Below are 17,805 nucleotides of genomic sequence, written 5' to 3'. Positions count from 1 at the left end.
AGAATGAAGACTCGTCATCGTTCATCCAGATCTGACGCTGTCATGGAGGGCCGCGAAACACTGTCGTCGATCGAGGTGCGGTTCCCAGTACGCAGCGGGCTGTCGCGCTTCACCGAAGACGCCACCGGGAAGGAGGTCTCCCACCCGCCACCCAGTGCCTTGAAAAGGCCGACGAGCGCGAGCGAAACTTCTGTGGTGCTGACGGCTCTCGCCTGCTGGGTATCCAACAGATCCCGCTGGACCGCGAGGACGTTCAGGAAGTCCGTAGCGCCCGCAACGTATTGAAGGCGAGCGTTCTCAAGCGCCACCTGATCCTGTACTACCGCGGTGTCGAGCTTCACCTGCCTGGCCTGACGTGTGTCGTAATCGCTCATCGCGTCGTCGACCTCGTGCCAGGCGTTGAGCACGACACGCTGGTATTCGATCATTGCCTCTTGCTGTTGCGCCTTGCGCAGCTCGAGTTGCCCTTTCAGCCGGCCTCCCTCGAATATCGGCACGGTCAGCGCCGGACCTACGCCGAACATGTGCGAACTCCATTTGTCGAGATCGTCGAAATGCATGGCCTGAAGACTCAGGTTCGCCGAGAGCGTGATCCGCGGATAGAAGTCTCCGACCGCCGCGCCGACATCGGCTGTCGCCGCGTGCAAACGCGCTTCCGCCTCCGTGATATCCGGACGACGCTCGGCCAGCTGTGAAGGGAGTCCGACGGGCACGCGAGGCGGCACAGGAGGAATGGGATGTACGGTATCAAGTTCGCGCTCCAGCGTTCGCGGCGGTTTGCCAAGCAGGAAGCTCAGCGCGTTGACCAGATGGACGTGCTGGTTTTCCAGCACCGGCAGGCGTGCCTCAATTTCACTCACCTGCGCTGCAGCCTCTGCGGCTTCGAGGTGCGTTGCCACCCCGTCAGCGAAGCGAATCTGCGTGAGCGTCAAGCTCTGGCGTGCGATCTCGAGGTTTTGCCGGACGATGGCCTGTTGTGCCTGCACCCCCCGCAGCTGGATGTAATCGCACGCCGTCTCGGCCATCGCCGACAGCAACACGCCGCGACGCAGGTCAGCACTCGCCTGCACCGACGCGTCAGCCGATTCGATCTCGCGGCGCACGCGTCCCCAAACATCAAGCTCCCATGAAGCGTCGATTCCCGGCTGCCAGACGTTATAGTCACTTTTGCCGTTCAACCCGGAGATGTCCACAAGCCCATTCTGGCTCGAGCGCGCGTGCTGATACGACGCGGAGCCCTGCAGCGCGGGCAGTGCGTCGGCACCGGTCATGCCACGGGCCGCTCGCGCCTGCATGAACCGTTGTGTGGCGACCTTGACATCGAGGTTCGCGCCCGCTACGCGCTCGACGAGTGAGGAAAGCTCCGCGTCCGAGAACGCTGTCCACCAGCGCGCGTCGACATCGTCCGGTACCGTGAGACTGCGATCGACCGTGAAAGCCTGGGTCGCGTAGTCGGTCCACTGTGTCGGCAGCACGGCCTTTGGCTCGTGATAGTCCGGACCGACGGTACACCCGGCAAGTGCCGTCAAAAGCGCCCCTGCGGCGATTCGTGCCCTGAGCATGCTCATCGTGCGACGCCCTCCTCGCCTTCGTCCACATGCGAGCCTCCCATGTGAATGGTCGCCTCGACCGACATGCCCACGCGAAGTCTGCGCAACGCAGGCTGCCCGGGACGCAGTACGATCTTCACCGGAATGCGCTGGACCACCTTGGTGAAGTTGCCTGTGGCATTGTCGGGTGCGATGGCGGCAAAAGTTACGCCGGTGGCCGGCGCCAGGGTGTCCACCGTTCCGTGCAGCACAACGCCTGGAAGGGAATCCACGTGAATATCGGCCGCCTCTCCGCGACGCACCGAAGTGAGCTGTGTTTCCTGGAAATTGGCGATAACGAAGGCTTGCTGCAGCGGGACCACCGCAAGCAGTGGCGTTCCCGCTGTGACATAGGCCCCGAGGCGCACCGAGCGTTGGCCGACCATGCCGTCGACCGGCGCCACGATACGCGTCCACGACAGGTTCAGACGGGCGGTGTCCAGTGTCGCCAGTGCTTGTGCGAGGGCCGCTTGTGCCCGCTCCCGGTCGGACTGCAGAACCGCGATCTGCTGCCGTGCGGCCTTCACTGTGGCTTCGTTGCGGGAGACATCCGCCTGCGCGGTATCGATGCGCGATTGTGCCTGCTGCGCGTTCTGGACGCTTCCCGCGCCGTGACTCGCCAGGTCCGTGTAGCGGTTGTAGTCGGCCCGGGCAAAGGTATAGTTCGCGCGAGCCGCGGTCAACGCGGCATCCGCCTGTTCGATGACGGCCTGCTGCTGGACGATACTCGCCGACGCATTGTCGATAGCGGCTTTCGCCATTGCGACATTCGCCTCCGCGGAAGCGACCGCCGCCTTGTAGTCCCGGTCGTCGATCTGGGCGAGCAGCTGGCCCTCGTGGACAACCTGATTGTCATCGACCGAGAGGACCGTGACCTGGCCGGCCACGCGCGGCGAAACCACGGTGAAATCGGCGGTCACATAGGCATCGTTGGTCGTCTGCGATGACGACGAAAAGACAAATCTTGCGACCACTCCCGACACCACAATCACGATCAGGATGGCGGCGGCAGCGATATAAAGCTTTCTTCTTTGAATGGATTCAGACATGGCTAAAACGAGACGTTATCGGGTCGAGTTGCTGGCGACGGCACGGGGCGGATAAACACGCGGAGCAATCAAGGGAATCAGCACGATCAGCGCTACGGCAACGAGAGCCATCAACCGGAAAACATCGGCCGAAGCGAGAACCATCGCCTGCTCCCGCATCCTTTCGTCGAGAAGCTGCAGAAAGGCGTGGTGAGGTAGTCCTGTCATCCGGGCAAAGCCGTCGTTTGCCATGGCCAGCGCATGCGGCCGGTTACCCAGCTGGTCAACGAGCACGTTCGAATGCAAATGTTCACGCATGGCGAAAAATCCTTCAGTCACGCCTGTGCCCACAACCGAAGCGAGCCCCTTGATCGTGTTGAACCACGCGGAGGCGAACGGCCCCTCGGCCGGCGCCATTCCGTTGGTGGCCAGCATGAGAAGCGGAATGACCGCCATCGGTTGCGCGAAGATCTGAATGATCTGCAATACGTAGAAGTTGTCACGCACCCAGTCCGACGTGAGGTAGCTGCCGACCCCGCACGTCAACACGATCAGACCGATGCCCGTGGCCAGAATCCAGCGGCAGTCAATCGCGCGAATGTTGCACAAGGCGGCGACCAAGGGCAGCGCCAGCAGTTGGGGCAACGCCACGCACAATGAAAGGGGTGCGCTCTGCAAGGGCCGATAACCCTTCACTTCGGCAAGATAGGCTGCGGGAACGCTCGCAACCGCGACGAATATGAGCAGGACACCGCCGAGTGTGATCAGAGCATGGGTCAGGTTCATCCGTGCCAGCAACTGGATCTTCAAGAACGGCAATGGATGGAACCATTCGTTCACCAGAAACAGCACGAACATGATCGCGGCCCCAATGAGCAGCATGCAGATCAGCGGCGAGTCCGTCCAGCCCAGCCGCGTGCCCTGCCCCAGCGCGGCGACGAGCATTCCGACCGCAGGAAAGCCGAGCAACACCCCGCGCCAGTCAAACTGCCTGCAGCGCTCGAGACGCAGAGGATCCTGCGGAAGGCCCCAGGCGATCATCAGAATGGAAAGCAAGCCGAGAGGCGCTATCTCCCAGAACAGGAATCGCCAGTTAACGTATTCAGTCCACCACGCTGCGAGCGGCGTGCCAAGATTCGGGGCGAACGTAGCGGTCAACGCGTATGCGCCAAGCCCATACAGCTTGATCCCCGGGGGCAGGAAACGTAGCGCGACCGTCATCAGCATGGGCGGAAGGCAACCACCGGCGAAGCCTTGCAGCACGCGCAATACGTAAAGCGCGCTGGTGGAGAAGGCAAACGGAAAGACGAGCCCGAGCACGGCAAACACCGCAACCGCACCGATCGTGAAGCGCCTGAGAGAGAAGGTCATCGCGCACCAGGGAGCAAACATCATTGCCGACACCTGGGCAACCTGATAAAGCGTGGATAGCCAGGAGGCATCGTCATGGCTGATCCCCATGGCGCCGCGGATATCGTCCATCGCGATTTCGGTCACGTGGTCGTTGATCTGCGCGATCACAACAGCGAGGAGAATGCCGCACATGCCGACGAGAATTCGCGCACCAAACGCCGGAGGCGAAGCGGCGTTGGCGGGAGCTTTCGAAGGAGACTCGGTCTGCCGGAGCACAGGCGCGACATTGTTCATGTGCGCCACCATGTTACGACCCGCCACAGCATGGACGCCACAACGGCGTCGATTGGCATGAGCATAGACTTCACCGTTCCCCTTCTGCAGGCCACATATCAATGCGGCAAGTCTAGGTACGGCGGATCAATACGAAAATTGAAATCTTTGCACTACTGCCGTGCGCCAAACGCACTTATTGCGCAGGCAACATAACGCCGGATCCGCCGTTCACGTGACCGGCGCACAGTTCGCGAATGATGCGTCGGAGCCACTGATGCGCACTATCGCTCTGAAACCGCGGATGCCACGCCTGAACAACGACCACTGTCTCGAGCGGCAGCGGCAGCTCGAACGACCGCGCTCGCAGACCCATCCGCCGTACCGCCCACGCAACGTGCTCGGGTACGGTCAGGATCAGGTCCGAACTTCCGAGCATGAAAACGCCGGAGTGGAACGTCGGAGCCACGAGGGACACCCGCCGCGACAGGCCCAACCGCTGCAGGGCCACATCGATCGGGCCGTTCGGGCGCCCACGCCGCGACACGCTGATCTGTTCGTATCGTGCAAAGCGCTCCGGCGTGATCTCGTGATCGAACATGGGGTGCGCGTCCCGCGCCATCCCCACGAATTTCGTCGTGAATAGAGATTGGACGTGAACGTCCGTACCCATCGGACGCATAGCGCTGATGTACAGGTCGACCTTGCCGTCCTCCAGCACCGTGTCCTCCCTGTCCCACTCCGGAGAAAAGCGCAGCACCACGTGCGGCGCCTCGGCGCAAACCCGCTCCATCAAGGCCTGACCGAACGCGCTGATGAAGACATCGTTCGCGTGCAGATTGAAATCTCGTTTGAGAGACGGCAGATCGACTTCCCGCTCGGGCTCCAGCAGCCGGCGTGCGCTCTGCACCGACTGCCGGACCTGCTCTCGCAACGTCAGCGCGCGCGGCGTGGGGACCATCTTGCGCCCGACCTTGACAAAAATGGGGTCGCCGATTGTCTCGCGAATGCGCGCCAGGGTGCGGCTCATCGCCGGCGCGCTCAGGTTCATGCGGCGCGCGGCGGCCACGACGGATCCCTCTTCGAGCAGCACGTCAAGGGCAAAGAGAAGATTGAGGTCAGGCAATTGCATGACAGAGAAGTGTAGTTGCTGCGAGAAGCGGTTCAGCGCGCAGCCGGGCCCTGGCGATGCCTCACGAAGCAAGAAGGCGACGCAACATCCCCTTGAACAATGCATGCTCATCCGGGCTGAAGTCGGCCAGCACCTCGTTGTAGACGTCTGTGAATATCGCTGGCATCTGGTCAGCTACGGCTTGGCCTTGCGGCGTCAAGACGAGTCGAATCATGCGCCGGTCCAACAGGCAGCGTGCTCGTGTGAGGAAGCCGATTCTGACGAGACGGTCGATCAGGCGTGTGATCGCGGTTGGGTCGACATTGCATTCGCGCGCAATTTCGCCGGCATGCGAAAGTCCGTACCGATCGACCAGATACAGCAAACGCCCTTGCGTCGCCGTGACATTGAGCGCTTGCATCGCGCGCCGCGAGATCGAGTTTGCCAGCACGGCATTGGCTCGGGAAACAAGGTGAAGAAGATCGCTGCGGATTTCGGCATTGTCGAAATCGATCCGCGATGTCGTATTGGGAGTTGCCATTGTCCTTCACGTATTTAACACGCCGTTCGTCTCAGGCGATACGAGCCCCAAGACGACGAGCGTAACGAAGCGCGGTCTAGCGCGACATCATGTTCAAGCTGGCGTTGTGCATGACCCAGAGCGAGCCGACCATGACGATGGCCGCCACAAGTACCGTGAAACTGAATGCAAGCACATTCCAGCGCTGGCTCGACGAGCCGTTCATATGAAGAAAGTAAATGAGGTGTACGACGATCTGCACGAATGCGAGCGCAGCGAGTGAAACGAGCTCGGTGCGCGGCGGCAGTAAGCCGCCCAGCACGAGCCCGAACGACGCAGCCGTCAGCAACACGGAGAGAACGAACCCAGCGATATAGCCGCCGACGCTGCCATGAGCATCGTCACCATTGGAAACATGCGATTGAGCCATTTAGATGACGCTCACGAGATAGACAAAGGTAAACACGCAAATCCAGACGATATCCAGGAAGTGCCAGAAAAGGCTCAAGCATGTCAGGCGTCGGATGTCACGCTCGGTCAGCGTCGGGCGCCGGAACATTTGTACCGCGAGGATTACCATCCACAGCAGGCCCAGCGCCACGTGCAAGCCGTGCGTGCCCACCAGCGTGAAGAACGACGACAAAAACGCGCTGCGTCCGGGGCCTGCGCCTTCCGCGATCAGACGGGAGAACTCGCGCAGCTCCATTTCGAGAAACGCCGCGCCGGACACGAACGTCACCGCGAGCCAGCCGAGCACCGCGCCGCGCTTTTGCCGATGCGCGCCGAGCATCGCGAAGCCGAAAGTGATGCTGCTCAAGAGCAGCGCCGCCGTCTCGATCAGGACGCCCGGAATGTCGAACAGCGCCTTCGCGTCCGGGCCGCCTGCGTATTGGCGGCCTTGCACCGCGAACGTCGCGAAAAGCGCCGCGAAGATCACGCAGTCGGTCATCAGGTACAGCCAGAAACCGAATATCGAATACGACGGTGGATGATCGTCGGCATGATCGCGCAGGTTCGCGCTCAAAGTTTTCTGCAACATCAGCTAGCCTCCCGTTCCATGTCCTCTTCGCGCGCGACCACGCGCATGCCGCGATCCTTCTCCTCGATCCGGCGCACCGTCGATGCGGGGATGTAATAACCGTCGTTGTCGCGCGAGCTGTAGATCACGAGCGTCGCGACGATGCCGGCGAGGCCGGCGATCGCCATCCACCAGATGTGCCACACGAGCGCAAAGCCGAGCACGAGGCTGAAGACACCGATCACCAGGCCGGCGCAGGTGTTCGACGGCATATGAATGTCACGGTACGTCGCCCATATCGACCGGCCCTCGCCGCGCGCCCGCATGTCGGCGTGAGCGTCCAGCGCGCGCACCAGCGGGATCACCGCAAAGTTGTACACGGGCGGCGGTGACGTGGTCGCCCATTCGAGCGTGCGGCCGCCCCACGGGTCGCCAGTCGTATCGCGGTATTGCGGCAGATTCCGATTGCGGATGCTGACGACGAGCTGCAGAAGCTGGCACGCGATGCCGATCGCGATCAGCACTGCACCGCCCGCAGCGACGATCAGCCATGGATGCCATGCGGGGTTGTCGTAGTGGTTCAGACGCCGCGTCATCCCCATGAAGCCGAGCACATAGAGCGGCACGAACGCGACGAAGAAGCCAACCTGCCAGAACCAGAACGCTGCCTTGCCGAGCTTCTCGTTCAGCTTGAAACCGAACGCCTTCGGGAACCAGTAGTTAAAGCCCGCGAGATAGCCAAACAGCACGCCGCCGATGATCACGTTATGAAAATGCGCGATCAGGAACAGGCTGTTATGCAAGACGAAGTCCGCGCCGGGGATCGCCATCATCACGCCCGTCATGCCGCCAATCGTGAACGTCACCATGAAGCCGATCGTCCAGAGCACCGGCGTCGAGAACTCGAGCCGGCCGCGATAGATCGTGAACAGCCAGTTGAACACCTTCACACCAGTCGGGATCGCGATGATCATCGTCGCGATGCCGAAGAAGGCATTCACGTCGGCACCCGAGCCCATCGTGAAGAAGTGATGCAGCCAGACGAGAAACGACAGCACCGTGATCGCGCAGCTCGCATAGACCATCGTCTTGTAGCCGAACAGCGGCTTCCTGGCGTAGGTCGCGACGACTTCGGAGAAAATCCCGAACGCGGGCAGGATCAGGATGTACACCTCCGGATGGCCCCATGTCCAGATCAGATTCACATAAAGCATCGGATTGCCGCCCGCGTCGTTCGTGAAGAAGTGCATCCCGAGATAGCGGTCGAGACCGAGCAGCGCGAGCGTCACGGTCAGGATCGGAAACGACGCCATGATCAGCACGTTCGTGCAAAGCGCCGTCCACGTGAACACCGGCATCTTCATGAACGTCATGCCCGGTGCGCGCATCCGCATGATCGTCACGAAGAAGTTGATGCCTGTGAGCAGCGTGCCGACACCCGAAAGCTGCAGACTCCAGATGTAGTAGTCAACGCCGACTCCGGGACTGAACTGCAGCTCCGAAAGCGGCGGATAGGCAAGCCATCCGGTCTGCGCAAACTCGCCGACGACCAGCGAGATGTTGACAAGGATCGCGCTCACCGCCGTCATCCAGAAGGAGAGCGAGTTCAGGAACGGAAACGCGACGTCACGCGCGCCGATCTGCAACGGCACGACCAGGTTCATCAGGCCGACCATGAAGGTCATCGCCATGAAAAAGATCATGATGACGCCGTGCGCCGAGAACACCTGATCGTAGTGATGCGGCGGAAGATAGCCGGGCGCGCGATAGGCAAGTGCAAGCTGCGTGCGCATCATGATCGCGTCCGTGAAGCCGCGCAGCAGCATGATGAGCGCGACGATGACGTACATGACGCCGAGCTTCTTATGGTCGACCGTCGTGAGCCACTCGGTCCATAGCCACTTCCAGCGCTTCGTATAGGTGAGCGTGCCGAGCACGACCAGCACGACGAGTCCCATGAAGGCGCCCGCGCCCATGACGATGGGCTGGTCGAACGGAATCTCCGACAGTGTCAGTTTGCCAAACATCCCTTACTCCTGTGTGCCGCACGAGCTGTCCTGCGGATCGAGGACGTTGCCGTTGTTGTACTTCGCGACGATGTTATGGAAGAGCCGCGGATCGACCGATGAGAAATAGCGCACCGGCACCTTCTCGCTAGGCGCGGCCACGGTGTTGTACGTGTCCATGTCGAGGTGATCGGACGACGTGCGCACCTTCGCGACCCAAGCGTTGAACGCGTCAGGCGATGTCGCCAGCACACGGAACTTCATGTCCGAAAAGCCTCGGCCGCTGAAGTTCGCCGACTCGCCGCCGTAGTCGCCAGGCTTGTCGGCAATCAGGTGCAGCCGCGTCTGCATGCCCGCCATCGAGTACACCTGGCTGCCGAGCTGCGGGATGAAGAACGAGTTCATCACTGAGTCAGACGTAATGCGAAAGTTTACGGGCCTCCCGACGGGAATCGCGAGCTGGTTGATCGATGCAACGCCGAGATCCGGGTAGATGAAGAGCCATTTCCAGTCGAGCGCAACGACCTCGATATCGAGCGGTTTGACCTGCGATTGGAGCGGGCGATAGGGATCGAGCTCGTGCGTGGTCTTCCAGGTCAGGATGCCGAGATACAGAATGATGAGCGACGGGATCGCCCAGATCGCGACCTCGATGGCGGTCGAATGCGCCCACGTCGGTGCATACGTCGCGCTCAAATTCGATGCGCGATATCGCCACGCGAACCAGAGCGTGAGCACGATGACCGGCACCACGACGATCAGCATGACCCACGTCGACGTTGCGATCAGCGATTTCTCCGCAACACCCACCCTGCCCTTCGGATCGAGCACGCCCTGGGTGCATGCTGAAAGAAACGAGATCGCTAACATGGTGATGGTGACGCACGAAGTTCGTGCAGCATGGTGAGCTTTCATAGCTTCTGCCCCGTTATCGAAATTCATTGAGTTTTCGAGCGACAGGTTCGCCTGTTTGCAGATGGATGTAAAATAGATTGAATTGACAGATTGATCAGATAACCTGATTGCTGGAATTGACATGGACCTTCGCCATCTACGCTATTTCGTTGCCGTCGCAGAAGAAGAGCATTTCGGACGCGCGGCAGAACGCCTCCACATCGTGCAGCCTGCGTTGAGCATGCAGATTCGTTCGCTGGAGGAGGAACTCGGCGGGCCGCTTTTCCAGCGCACCAGCAGGCGCGTGGTACTGACCGAGGCCGGCAGCATTTTGCTTGCGGATGCGCGGCGTCTGCTCGCGCAAGCCGACCGGGTGCGTTCGGACGTCCAGCGTTCGCTGAAGGGCGAAATCGGCAGTGTGCGAATCGGCTTTGTTGGGTCCGCCGTCTACGGCGGCGAACTGATAGACGACTTGCGGCGCTTTCGTCAGCTTTACCCGGAAGTGGAAGTGCATCTAGACGAAGTCGCGCCGCAACAACTGGCCGAAGCATTGCTCAACGGCGAATTGGACGTCACCTATAGTCCGAGCGTCTTGCTGGCTAGTGATTCGCGATTTCGTGCAGAGCGCGTGGGGCGCTGGCCGCTCGCCGTCGCAATGGCGGACGACCATCCGCTCGCTTCGAAACGGCGTGTCTCGGCACGGGACCTGCAAGCCGAGCAAATCATCCTCCCCGTGACCGAGAAAGATGGGGAGGGATCCGTGGCGCTGGTGCGTGCGATCCTGGGTGACGATGTTCGCATCATCGAAAGCGCATCAAGCACGAACGCTCTGTTCGCCATGGTGGCGGCCGGACTGGGCGTTGCGGTGATTCCCGCTGTGCTCTCCAGGATGGCGATGCCCGGATTGAGCATGCGGCCCCTCTCCGGCGTCTCCAATTTCGCAGAACTCGTCCGACTCAGTCGGGCCGACGAGACGAGCGGCGCAGTCCGTGCCTATATGGACTGTGCACGCAGCCTGAAAGGCGCCCCCGCGTTCAGGCCTCGCACAACTTCGGATCACTGACCGCCCGGCTGCATCCTTGCGTACACACCGGAGTTTTTTGGCTTCGCGAAGACCCGGCGCAGCATAGGTTCGAACGCCTCCAGCGGCAGGCACTCCAGATCGGGATTGAAGGCTGCACCGTCGTAGAGGGCGCAAAACTCGGCGGTCTGCTTGAAGTACGGACTGTCACGATGCTCGTCGCGCATGTTCTTGTCCAGGCCCAAATGATGGAAGAAGTAGTATCCCTGGAAAATTCCGTGGTGCTTGACCATCCAATGGTTCGCCTCGGACACGAACGGCTGAAGCACGACCGCTGCAAAGTCAGGGTGATTGAAGGATCCCAGAAGGTCACCCAGGTCGTGCAGCAAAGCGCAGACGACATATTCTTCATCACGCCCATCGCTGTAGGCGAGCGTAGCGGTCTGCAGCGAGTGGGTAAGGCGGTCCACGGGAAAGCCGCCGAAGTCGCCCGCCATCAACCGCATGTGCGCCATGATCCGATCGGGCAATCGGGAGACGTGATCGTTGTAATGCGCCATTAGGGCACGCCAGTCTTCGGCCGTGGAATGGCCGATGTGCGTAAACGTGGGCTGATGGTCAGTGATCATGATGCCTTCCGCGAAGATTCAGATGTGGGCTGCTGCTCGGCGGCATTCACCGCCTCGATGAAGAAAGGCGTCAAGGACGCGACATCTCGCGAGGCATAGCCTTGGCCTATCGCCTGCATTACCTGAGCCATGGCCGCCTGCATCCCGGGAATCGGCACGTCAAGGGCTGCAGCTTCGGCGGCAATCGCGTGCATATCCTTGTAGAGGCCGGCCACGTCGAATGCTGCGGTCGAACTCCCTCCCAGGACGACCTCTTTTTTGGCCGGCAACATGGCAAGGGCGGCCGGGCTGTCGATCACTGCCTCGAGCATGAGTTGGCGCGGCAGGCCGCTACGCTCGGCCAACGCCAGGCTCTCGCCAAGCAGCTGCCAGTAGCTGCAAAGAATCAAGTTCAGCGACAACTTCATCGCCGCGCCCAACCCTACCGATCCCAGCCACCACTGTTTGCGGGAGAAGGCCTTGAGAACCGGTCCCAGTAATGGCTCGTCACTCGCCGGCGCACCAAGCATACAGACCAGCTGGCCGGCCCGAGCCGGACCGACGGTTCCAATAACAGGTGCGTCGGTATAAACGCCCCCATGTCGCGCGACGATGCCCGCTACCTGGCGGTGCGTGCTTGGCCGCACCGTGCTCATTTCGAGAAATCGACGGCCATCTGCCACAAGTGCGAGGCGCGCATATAGGTCGAGCACGCTTGCGTCATCGTGAAGCATGGTGAACACGAGATCGCTGGTGCGTACGAGCGCTTCGGGGCTTTCTGCAAGTGTGGCGCCCGCCGCAATGACGGGCTCACACCGCGAGGCAGTACGGTTCCATACCATGACGCTGAAATCGGCGCCCAGAAGCCGTGGCACGATCGCCTGGCCCATGCGTCCGAGGCCGATGAAGCCGACGTGTTGGATAGTGTTCATTTTCAATGCCCCTATCGCAGACTGACGACGCGCTGCTCCAACGGCTTCCACTCGGCATATTTGGCTTTGGCCCCTTCAATCCATGTCGCCGTCTCGCCGTAAATCAAATACTCCGGAGGAAGAATCATTCCGCGCAGAAACGTGGTGTTCGCCCCGTCCCGCACCGTCGAAACAAGCGGATAGGCACCTTCCTCGTACCACACATCCCCTCGTCTGGTGTTGACTGTGTTCTCCCCTTTTTCCGATTCGGTCCGAAGATCGCCTTCGATCAAGCAGCGAATTCCCGAACCGGGATGGGAGTGCAGTCCGGTTGTTCCTTCGAACCCGACAATGCAATCGAGTCGGAATAGCCACTTCGAGGTAGGCATCATCTCGAACATTTTTACGCGGCGTGCCATTCGCAGTCTGGACAACACACCCGTACCGCTCAACAACCCGAGGCCGCTGTCGTCTCGAACCAGCCCCCACCGCCACAATTCCGCACCCATGTTGCCCGCTTCGACGGTCAGGATTTCCTCGGCATAGCAGGCCTTGCCTGCGGCTAGTCCCACGCCATTTACGAGAGCCGAGCCCGACGCGATATAGACCATCGAGTGTTGCGCGGGTACCTCCGGAATCGTCTTCGCGCCGGGAAGCAGTTGATCGGCCCATTTCATCAGCTTATACATTACGGCATCCTTACCAATAGTTGTGAACGTCCCCCCGGACCTGAAATTTCCAGATCGCGGGACTCGCCCGTATGCATCGGCAGTCTTAAACCGGCTGCGTGTTTACAGTTCGAGCACGAGCCGCTCACCGCCGCACGAGCGCGAGCAGCAGGTCATCATGCGGTTGTGCGCTTCGCGCTCGGCGCGCGTGAGCACCATGTCGCGATGGTCCACTTTGCCTGCCAGCACCCGTACCTCGCACGACCCGCACAGGCCTTCCCGGCAGTCACTTTGTACGTCGATGTTGGCCTGCTGCAGCGCCGCGAGCACCGTCTGATCCGCGGCGACCGGAATCACAAGGCCGGAGTCTTTCAGTTCGATCTCGAACGCATGTTCCTTCGACGGGTCAAGGGTGGTCTTCGTCGATACGAAATGCTCTACACGCAGGGCGTCTTCCGGCCAATGCGCGCAGCTCGCCTCCACCGCTTCGAGCATCCCCGCCGGGCCGCATGCATAAATGTGCGTGTGCTCGTCCGGTTGCGCGAAGAGTGACGTGAAATCGTTGAGTGAGCCTTCTTCCAATACGTGCACATGGAGGCGTTCGCCGTGCAACGCGGCCAGCTCGTCGAGCATCGCCATCGATGCGCGGCGCCGCCCGCTGTAATGAATCGTGTAGTCGATACCCCGAGCCTTTGCTTCTCGTGCCATCGCGCTGATCGGTGTGATGCCAATGCCACCCGCGATGAAGATCGCCCTGCGCGCATCGGCAGCGAAATGGAAGTGATTGCGCGGGCCGCGAATCTTCAGTAAATCGCCCGCCTTGACGTTGGCATGGATCCAGGCCGATCCGCCGCGGCTCTCCGGCTCTCGCAGCACCGCGATTTCGTATGCACCGCGATCCGGCGGATCGCCACAAAGCGAATACTGGCGTGAGAGTCCAGGGTCGCCGCAGATAACATCGATATGTGAACCCGGCGCCCAGCGCGGCAATGGCTTGCCATCCGGGGAGACGAGCCTGACACGCACGATACGATCCGCGCACGCCGACACGCTCTCGACTATCACCGCGCGGCTCACCGCATGCGACGATGGCTCACCGATCCGCACCGTTGCACGCGCCTTCAGCACGGATGGTTCGTGGCGCTCCGGATTCTGTGCAGGATCCCATTCCACATAGAGATGCTCCGGCCCACGAAACGACGTGTTCGGCACGTAAGTGAAGCGCTGTTCGGCAAGCCGCATATGTGGCAGCCGGCGTGCGAACTCGTCGAGAAAGATCTGCATCTCCATGCGCGCAAGGTTCTTGCCCATACACTGATGCGAGCCATAACCGAAGGTGAGCTGACCGCTGGCGTTCTCGCGGCGGATATCGAAGAAGTCGGCATCCGCGAACTGGTGCTCATCATGATTGGCCGACGACGTCACGATGAGCAGCTTCGAGCCCGCCGGGATGTCGATGCCGCCGATGGTGACGTCTTTCGTCGCAAGCCGACGCCACGCGGCGACCGATCCGTTGTGACGCAGACATTCCTCGACGGCGTTGGGAATGAGACTGGGGTCCTCGCAGATGTCGCGCCATGCCTGCGGGTGCTGCAGGAGCAGTTTCATCGCATTGGCGGTCGCGTTGGCCGTCGTCTCATGCGCGGCGACGATGCCCGCCATCATCATCGAGTGCAGATAGGAATCCGTCACCACGTCGGGCAGTTCCTTCTGCTTGCGGATGCCGTACTGCATCCAGCCCGGGCCGGACGGGTCTTCGCGCATCTTGTCCAGCACCTTGCCCGCGAACTGCCAGAACTTGCCAACCGCATGCGCAACCTCGACCTGCTCCTCCGGCCTCGGGCGGCCCCACGTGTTCACCGTATGTGCGATCGAATATTCGCGCAACGTGTCCATGTCCTCTTCCGGCACGCCGAGAAAATGCAGCGCAACCGTGAGCGGGACTTCCCACAGCATCTGGTCGACAAGGTCGGCGCAGCCGTCGTTGATGAACCGATCTACGTACTCGCGCGCGAGCTCGCGCACCATCGGTTCATGGTGCTTAAGCGCCTCGGGTGTGAACGGATCCATCAACGCACGACGGCGCGGCATGTGCGCTGGCTCGTCTTCGTTCACAAGCGTGCGGTTCATCGCGTAGCCATACGACTCCAGCACCGCGTTCGCTTCGGGGCCGGTCGGCGTGATTTTCTCGAGCGCGATCGACGGGCTGAAGGTGATGTTGTCGCGAAAGATGGCCTTGATGTCGTCGTAGCGCGTGACGACCCAATAGCCAAGCTTTGGGCTGTAGAAAACCGGCTCCTGCTCACGGGCCCAGCGCACGTATTCGGGCGGGTCCTGCTGATAACCGTCCTCAAAGGGATCGAACGCAGCGGCGCGTGCGCTCACCGGGCAACCGCTGGGGGAAAGCGCGGCGTCAGGCGCTGCGCCATGGAAAGGACACTTCGATACACCGAGATCAGGGGCGACTGCGGCCATGCTCTTCTCCAAATGCGATGTCATTTGCGTAACTATAATACGCAATGCGTAATCACGTGATCCGGGTAAACCTTGCCATATCGGCTGCCGCTCCCGATCGGCTAAGATGACGAAATGGAAAATAATTCTCAAAAGCAGGCGGGTGACCGTGCTGCGCGGGACCGCCGGCAACGCGTGCAGTCTGCGTCCATCGGGATGCTCGTACTCAAAGAGCTGGCCGCCCTTGGGGGACGTGCGACCCTGACCGCGCTGGCCGCCCATCTGCACGAGAATCCGGCGAAAGTCCATCGCTACCTGGCGAGCCTGATGGAAGAGTCTTTCGTTACTCAGGACGGGGAGACGCAGCAGTACTGCCTGGGACCCCAGTGCATTTCCATCGGTCTTGCAGCAATGCGCGTGGCGGACCCCATTCGCTTGTCCGAACCGTCGTTGGTGCGCTTACGCGAGAGCCTGGAAGTGACGTGCTTCATTGCCGTAATGGGCAATCACGGACCGACGATCATTCGCTTTGAGGAGCCGGGGTTACCTGTCACGGTGAATGTGCGCGCGGGCTCGGTCATGTCGTTACTCTGGTCCGCGACAGGGCGACTCTTTCTCGCCTTACTCGATGAGTCGCGAGTTCGAAAACTGGCGAAAGAAGAACTCGCGCGCGCCCCCGCCGACTTGCGCGCGCAACTCGATCCAACCGATCCGATAGGACAGTTGCAACGCGAGGTTCGCGCAATGGGCTGCGCCACGGTCAAAGATACGAATCTGAAGGGAATAAGCGCAGTCGCCGCGCCGCTTTTCGATGCCAATGGGCACCTTTGCGCGACGCTCACTGCGCTGGGGGCGACGGGTGGGTTTGACTCCTCGAATGATGGTCCGATTGCGACAGCCTTGCGCAAGGAAGCTGAAACGATCAGCGCCGCGCTCGGCTATGTGCCGGATCACGCCAACGCATTTTCTGGTTCCGTCTGATACGTGTCCATGTTGGACCTGGACTGCCCCCGAAGATTGGATTCTTCCTTGGCCGGTGACGCACGCATCGACGCTAGAAGCGACATTTCACCTACCCCTCCAGCGAAGCCCCCTCCCCGACGCAAAAAACAATGCGCTCGCCCCACGGCGCTCTAACCACAAGCCCGCCCGAGCGGAGCCAGCGCGTTAATCGAGCAGATTCTAGCGCTGGGTGAGGTCAGTTTATCCCCAGACTGCGACGCACGTGCCCGCGGCGCCACCGGTTCGCGACACAAATCGCCGTACCGTTGGTGTGTTCACGCGACTGAACAAAGCCCTGCAAAGAAATCGCGCGACTGTGTTGGCTTCTCGCACGTCGCTGGTCGGGCGACACCCGCAATCGCATCGTCCTCCGCAATTCATCGTTTACCCCATCCGTCGTTTAATCCCTGTCTTTGGGTGATATAGTCACCTGGTGACTTTGTTTTTCGGCAAAACACCGTCAAGCCATTTGCACCTTCAAATTACGCAGGAGATATCTGATGTTCATGCGAAACCGTCTGTTGGAAATGCTGGAGCGCAATGAGATCCCGCTCGGCATGCAGTGTTTTACGGGCGATCCGGCGCTTATCGAAGTGATGGGCCTGACCGGCTTCGACTTCGTCATGATCGACGGCGAGCACTCGGGCAATGACGTGCGCGCGCTGGAAAACAGCGTGCGCATTGCCGAGCGCGCGGGCCTCGCGCCCTTCGTGCGCGTGCCGGACCGTTCCGACGAAACCGGCATTCGTCGTGCCCTCGAGGCAGGCGCCATGGGCATCTTTTTGCCGATGGTTCGCTCGGCAGAAGACGTCAAGGAGGCCGCGAAGTTCGCCTTTTTCCCTCCGATCGGCGAGCGCGGCATTTGCCCGGCAACCCGCGCGGCCCGTTACGCGTTCAGGAACTTCGACGAGTACACCGCCTGGAACAACGCGGAAATCGCGCTTATTCCAATGATCGAGCATCCGGAGGCGGTGGCGAACATCGACGAAATATGCGCGCTCGACGCAGTGAAGATCATCGTCTTCGGCGCGGGCGATCTTGCCTACGCGATGAACGAAGGCACGTTGATGATGAAAAGCCCGCGCGTCCAGGAGGCCTACCGGACAGTGCTGCGGTCGGCGCAAAAGCACGGTGTCGCGGTGATCGGCGGACCAGTTCTCGATCCTTCGCCCGCCGCCTGCCGCAAGTCGCTCGACGACGGGGTGCGGATTTTCAGCCTCGGCCTCGACACGCTTGGGTTCCGGCGCTTCTGCGAGCAGACCGTCGCCTCGCTCAATGCCGGCATTGAAGGGTCGGCTTTCAAACGTCCGCCTGCGCCGGTCAGCGCCTTTCCCGACTGATACCAGCAC

16 protein-coding genes are annotated in these 17,805 nt (G+C 61.1%); 3 read left to right on the top strand and 13 right to left on the bottom strand.

The window, feature by feature from the left end:
• Nucleotides 1-14 precede the first annotated feature (14 nt).
• The 9 genes from P3T23_RS26640 to cyoA form a co-directional block, all read right to left on the bottom strand.
• Entirely contained in the window at nucleotides 15-1,568 is a 1,554-nt protein-coding gene (locus tag P3T23_RS26640) for an efflux transporter outer membrane subunit (protein WP_429319090.1), read from the bottom strand.
• Entirely contained in the window at nucleotides 1,565-2,509 is a 945-nt protein-coding gene (locus tag P3T23_RS26635; RefSeq protein ID WP_429319089.1) for an efflux RND transporter periplasmic adaptor subunit, read from the bottom strand. Before P3T23_RS26635 ends, P3T23_RS26640 begins: the two co-directional genes overlap by 4 nt.
• A gap of 144 nt (nucleotides 2,510-2,653) precedes the next feature.
• Nucleotides 2,654-4,264, bottom strand: a complete 1,611-nt coding sequence (locus P3T23_RS26630; protein ID WP_429319088.1) for an MFS transporter — start codon at nucleotides 4,262-4,264, stop codon at nucleotides 2,654-2,656.
• A 175-nt stretch (nucleotides 4,265-4,439) separates the two neighbouring features.
• Nucleotides 4,440-5,375, bottom strand: a complete 936-nt coding sequence (locus tag P3T23_RS26625; protein ID WP_429319087.1) for a LysR family transcriptional regulator — start codon at nucleotides 5,373-5,375, stop codon at nucleotides 4,440-4,442.
• A 61-nt stretch (nucleotides 5,376-5,436) separates the two neighbouring features.
• The gene (locus P3T23_RS26620) at nucleotides 5,437-5,895 is read right to left on the bottom strand and encodes a MarR family winged helix-turn-helix transcriptional regulator (protein ID WP_429319086.1); all 459 of its coding nucleotides are present in this window, start codon (nucleotides 5,893-5,895) and stop codon (nucleotides 5,437-5,439) included.
• Nucleotides 5,896-5,971: 76 nt separating this feature from the next.
• Entirely contained in the window at nucleotides 5,972-6,304 is a 333-nt protein-coding gene (cyoD, locus tag P3T23_RS26615; protein WP_429319085.1) for a cytochrome o ubiquinol oxidase subunit IV, read from the bottom strand.
• Nucleotides 6,305-6,913 carry a cytochrome o ubiquinol oxidase subunit III gene (gene cyoC / locus P3T23_RS26610; RefSeq protein WP_429319084.1) on the bottom strand — a complete coding sequence of 203 codons (609 nt, stop codon included), beginning with the start codon at nucleotides 6,911-6,913 and terminating at the stop codon, nucleotides 6,305-6,307.
• Complete coding sequence (gene cyoB, locus P3T23_RS26605) at nucleotides 6,913-8,919, bottom strand: cytochrome o ubiquinol oxidase subunit I (RefSeq protein ID WP_429319083.1); 2,007 nt, start codon at nucleotides 8,917-8,919, stop codon at nucleotides 6,913-6,915. Before cyoB ends, cyoC begins: the two co-directional genes overlap by 1 nt.
• Before the next feature lie 3 nt (nucleotides 8,920-8,922).
• Complete coding sequence (cyoA, locus tag P3T23_RS26600) at nucleotides 8,923-9,768, bottom strand: ubiquinol oxidase subunit II (RefSeq protein ID WP_429319169.1); 846 nt, start codon at nucleotides 9,766-9,768, stop codon at nucleotides 8,923-8,925.
• A gap of 166 nt (nucleotides 9,769-9,934) precedes the next feature.
• Here cyoA and P3T23_RS26595 point away from each other — a divergent pair, with 166 nt between their 5' ends.
• Complete coding sequence (locus P3T23_RS26595; protein ID WP_429319082.1) at nucleotides 9,935-10,855, top strand: LysR substrate-binding domain-containing protein; 921 nt, start codon at nucleotides 9,935-9,937, stop codon at nucleotides 10,853-10,855.
• Here the strand turns inward: P3T23_RS26595 and P3T23_RS26590 are convergent.
• From P3T23_RS26590 to P3T23_RS26575, 4 genes are all read right to left on the bottom strand, one after another.
• Nucleotides 10,849-11,442: an HD domain-containing protein gene (locus P3T23_RS26590; protein WP_429319081.1), complete on the bottom strand. Its 594-nt coding sequence runs from the start codon at nucleotides 11,440-11,442 to the stop codon at nucleotides 10,849-10,851. The genes P3T23_RS26595 and P3T23_RS26590 overlap by 7 nt on opposite strands.
• Entirely contained in the window at nucleotides 11,439-12,353 is a 915-nt protein-coding gene (locus tag P3T23_RS26585; protein ID WP_429319080.1) for an NAD(P)-dependent oxidoreductase, read from the bottom strand. Before P3T23_RS26585 ends, P3T23_RS26590 begins: the two co-directional genes overlap by 4 nt.
• Nucleotides 12,354-12,364: 11 nt before the next feature.
• Nucleotides 12,365-13,021 carry a hypothetical protein gene (locus P3T23_RS26580; protein WP_429319079.1) on the bottom strand — a complete coding sequence of 219 codons (657 nt, stop codon included), beginning with the start codon at nucleotides 13,019-13,021 and terminating at the stop codon, nucleotides 12,365-12,367.
• 102 nt (nucleotides 13,022-13,123) lie between these two features.
• Nucleotides 13,124-15,499, bottom strand: coding sequence for a cytochrome P450/oxidoreductase (locus P3T23_RS26575; protein ID WP_429319078.1), 2,376 nt, complete (start codon nucleotides 15,497-15,499; stop codon nucleotides 13,124-13,126).
• Between the two features lie 90 nt (nucleotides 15,500-15,589).
• Here P3T23_RS26575 and P3T23_RS26570 point away from each other — a divergent pair, with 90 nt between their 5' ends.
• Nucleotides 15,590-16,435 (top strand): IclR family transcriptional regulator, encoded by an 846-nt coding sequence (locus P3T23_RS26570; RefSeq protein WP_429319077.1) that lies wholly within the window; start codon nucleotides 15,590-15,592, stop codon nucleotides 16,433-16,435.
• A 521-nt stretch (nucleotides 16,436-16,956) separates the two neighbouring features.
• Complete coding sequence (locus P3T23_RS26565) at nucleotides 16,957-17,796, top strand: HpcH/HpaI aldolase family protein (RefSeq protein WP_429319076.1); 840 nt, start codon at nucleotides 16,957-16,959, stop codon at nucleotides 17,794-17,796.
• Nucleotides 17,797-17,805 lie beyond the last annotated feature (9 nt).

It is taken from the genome of Paraburkholderia sp. GAS448 (genome assembly GCF_050435685.1).
Classification (GTDB): domain Bacteria; phylum Pseudomonadota; class Gammaproteobacteria; order Burkholderiales; family Burkholderiaceae; genus Paraburkholderia.
Note: the sequence above shows the minus strand (reverse complement) of the source record. Positions and strands in the feature narration are given on the sequence as shown.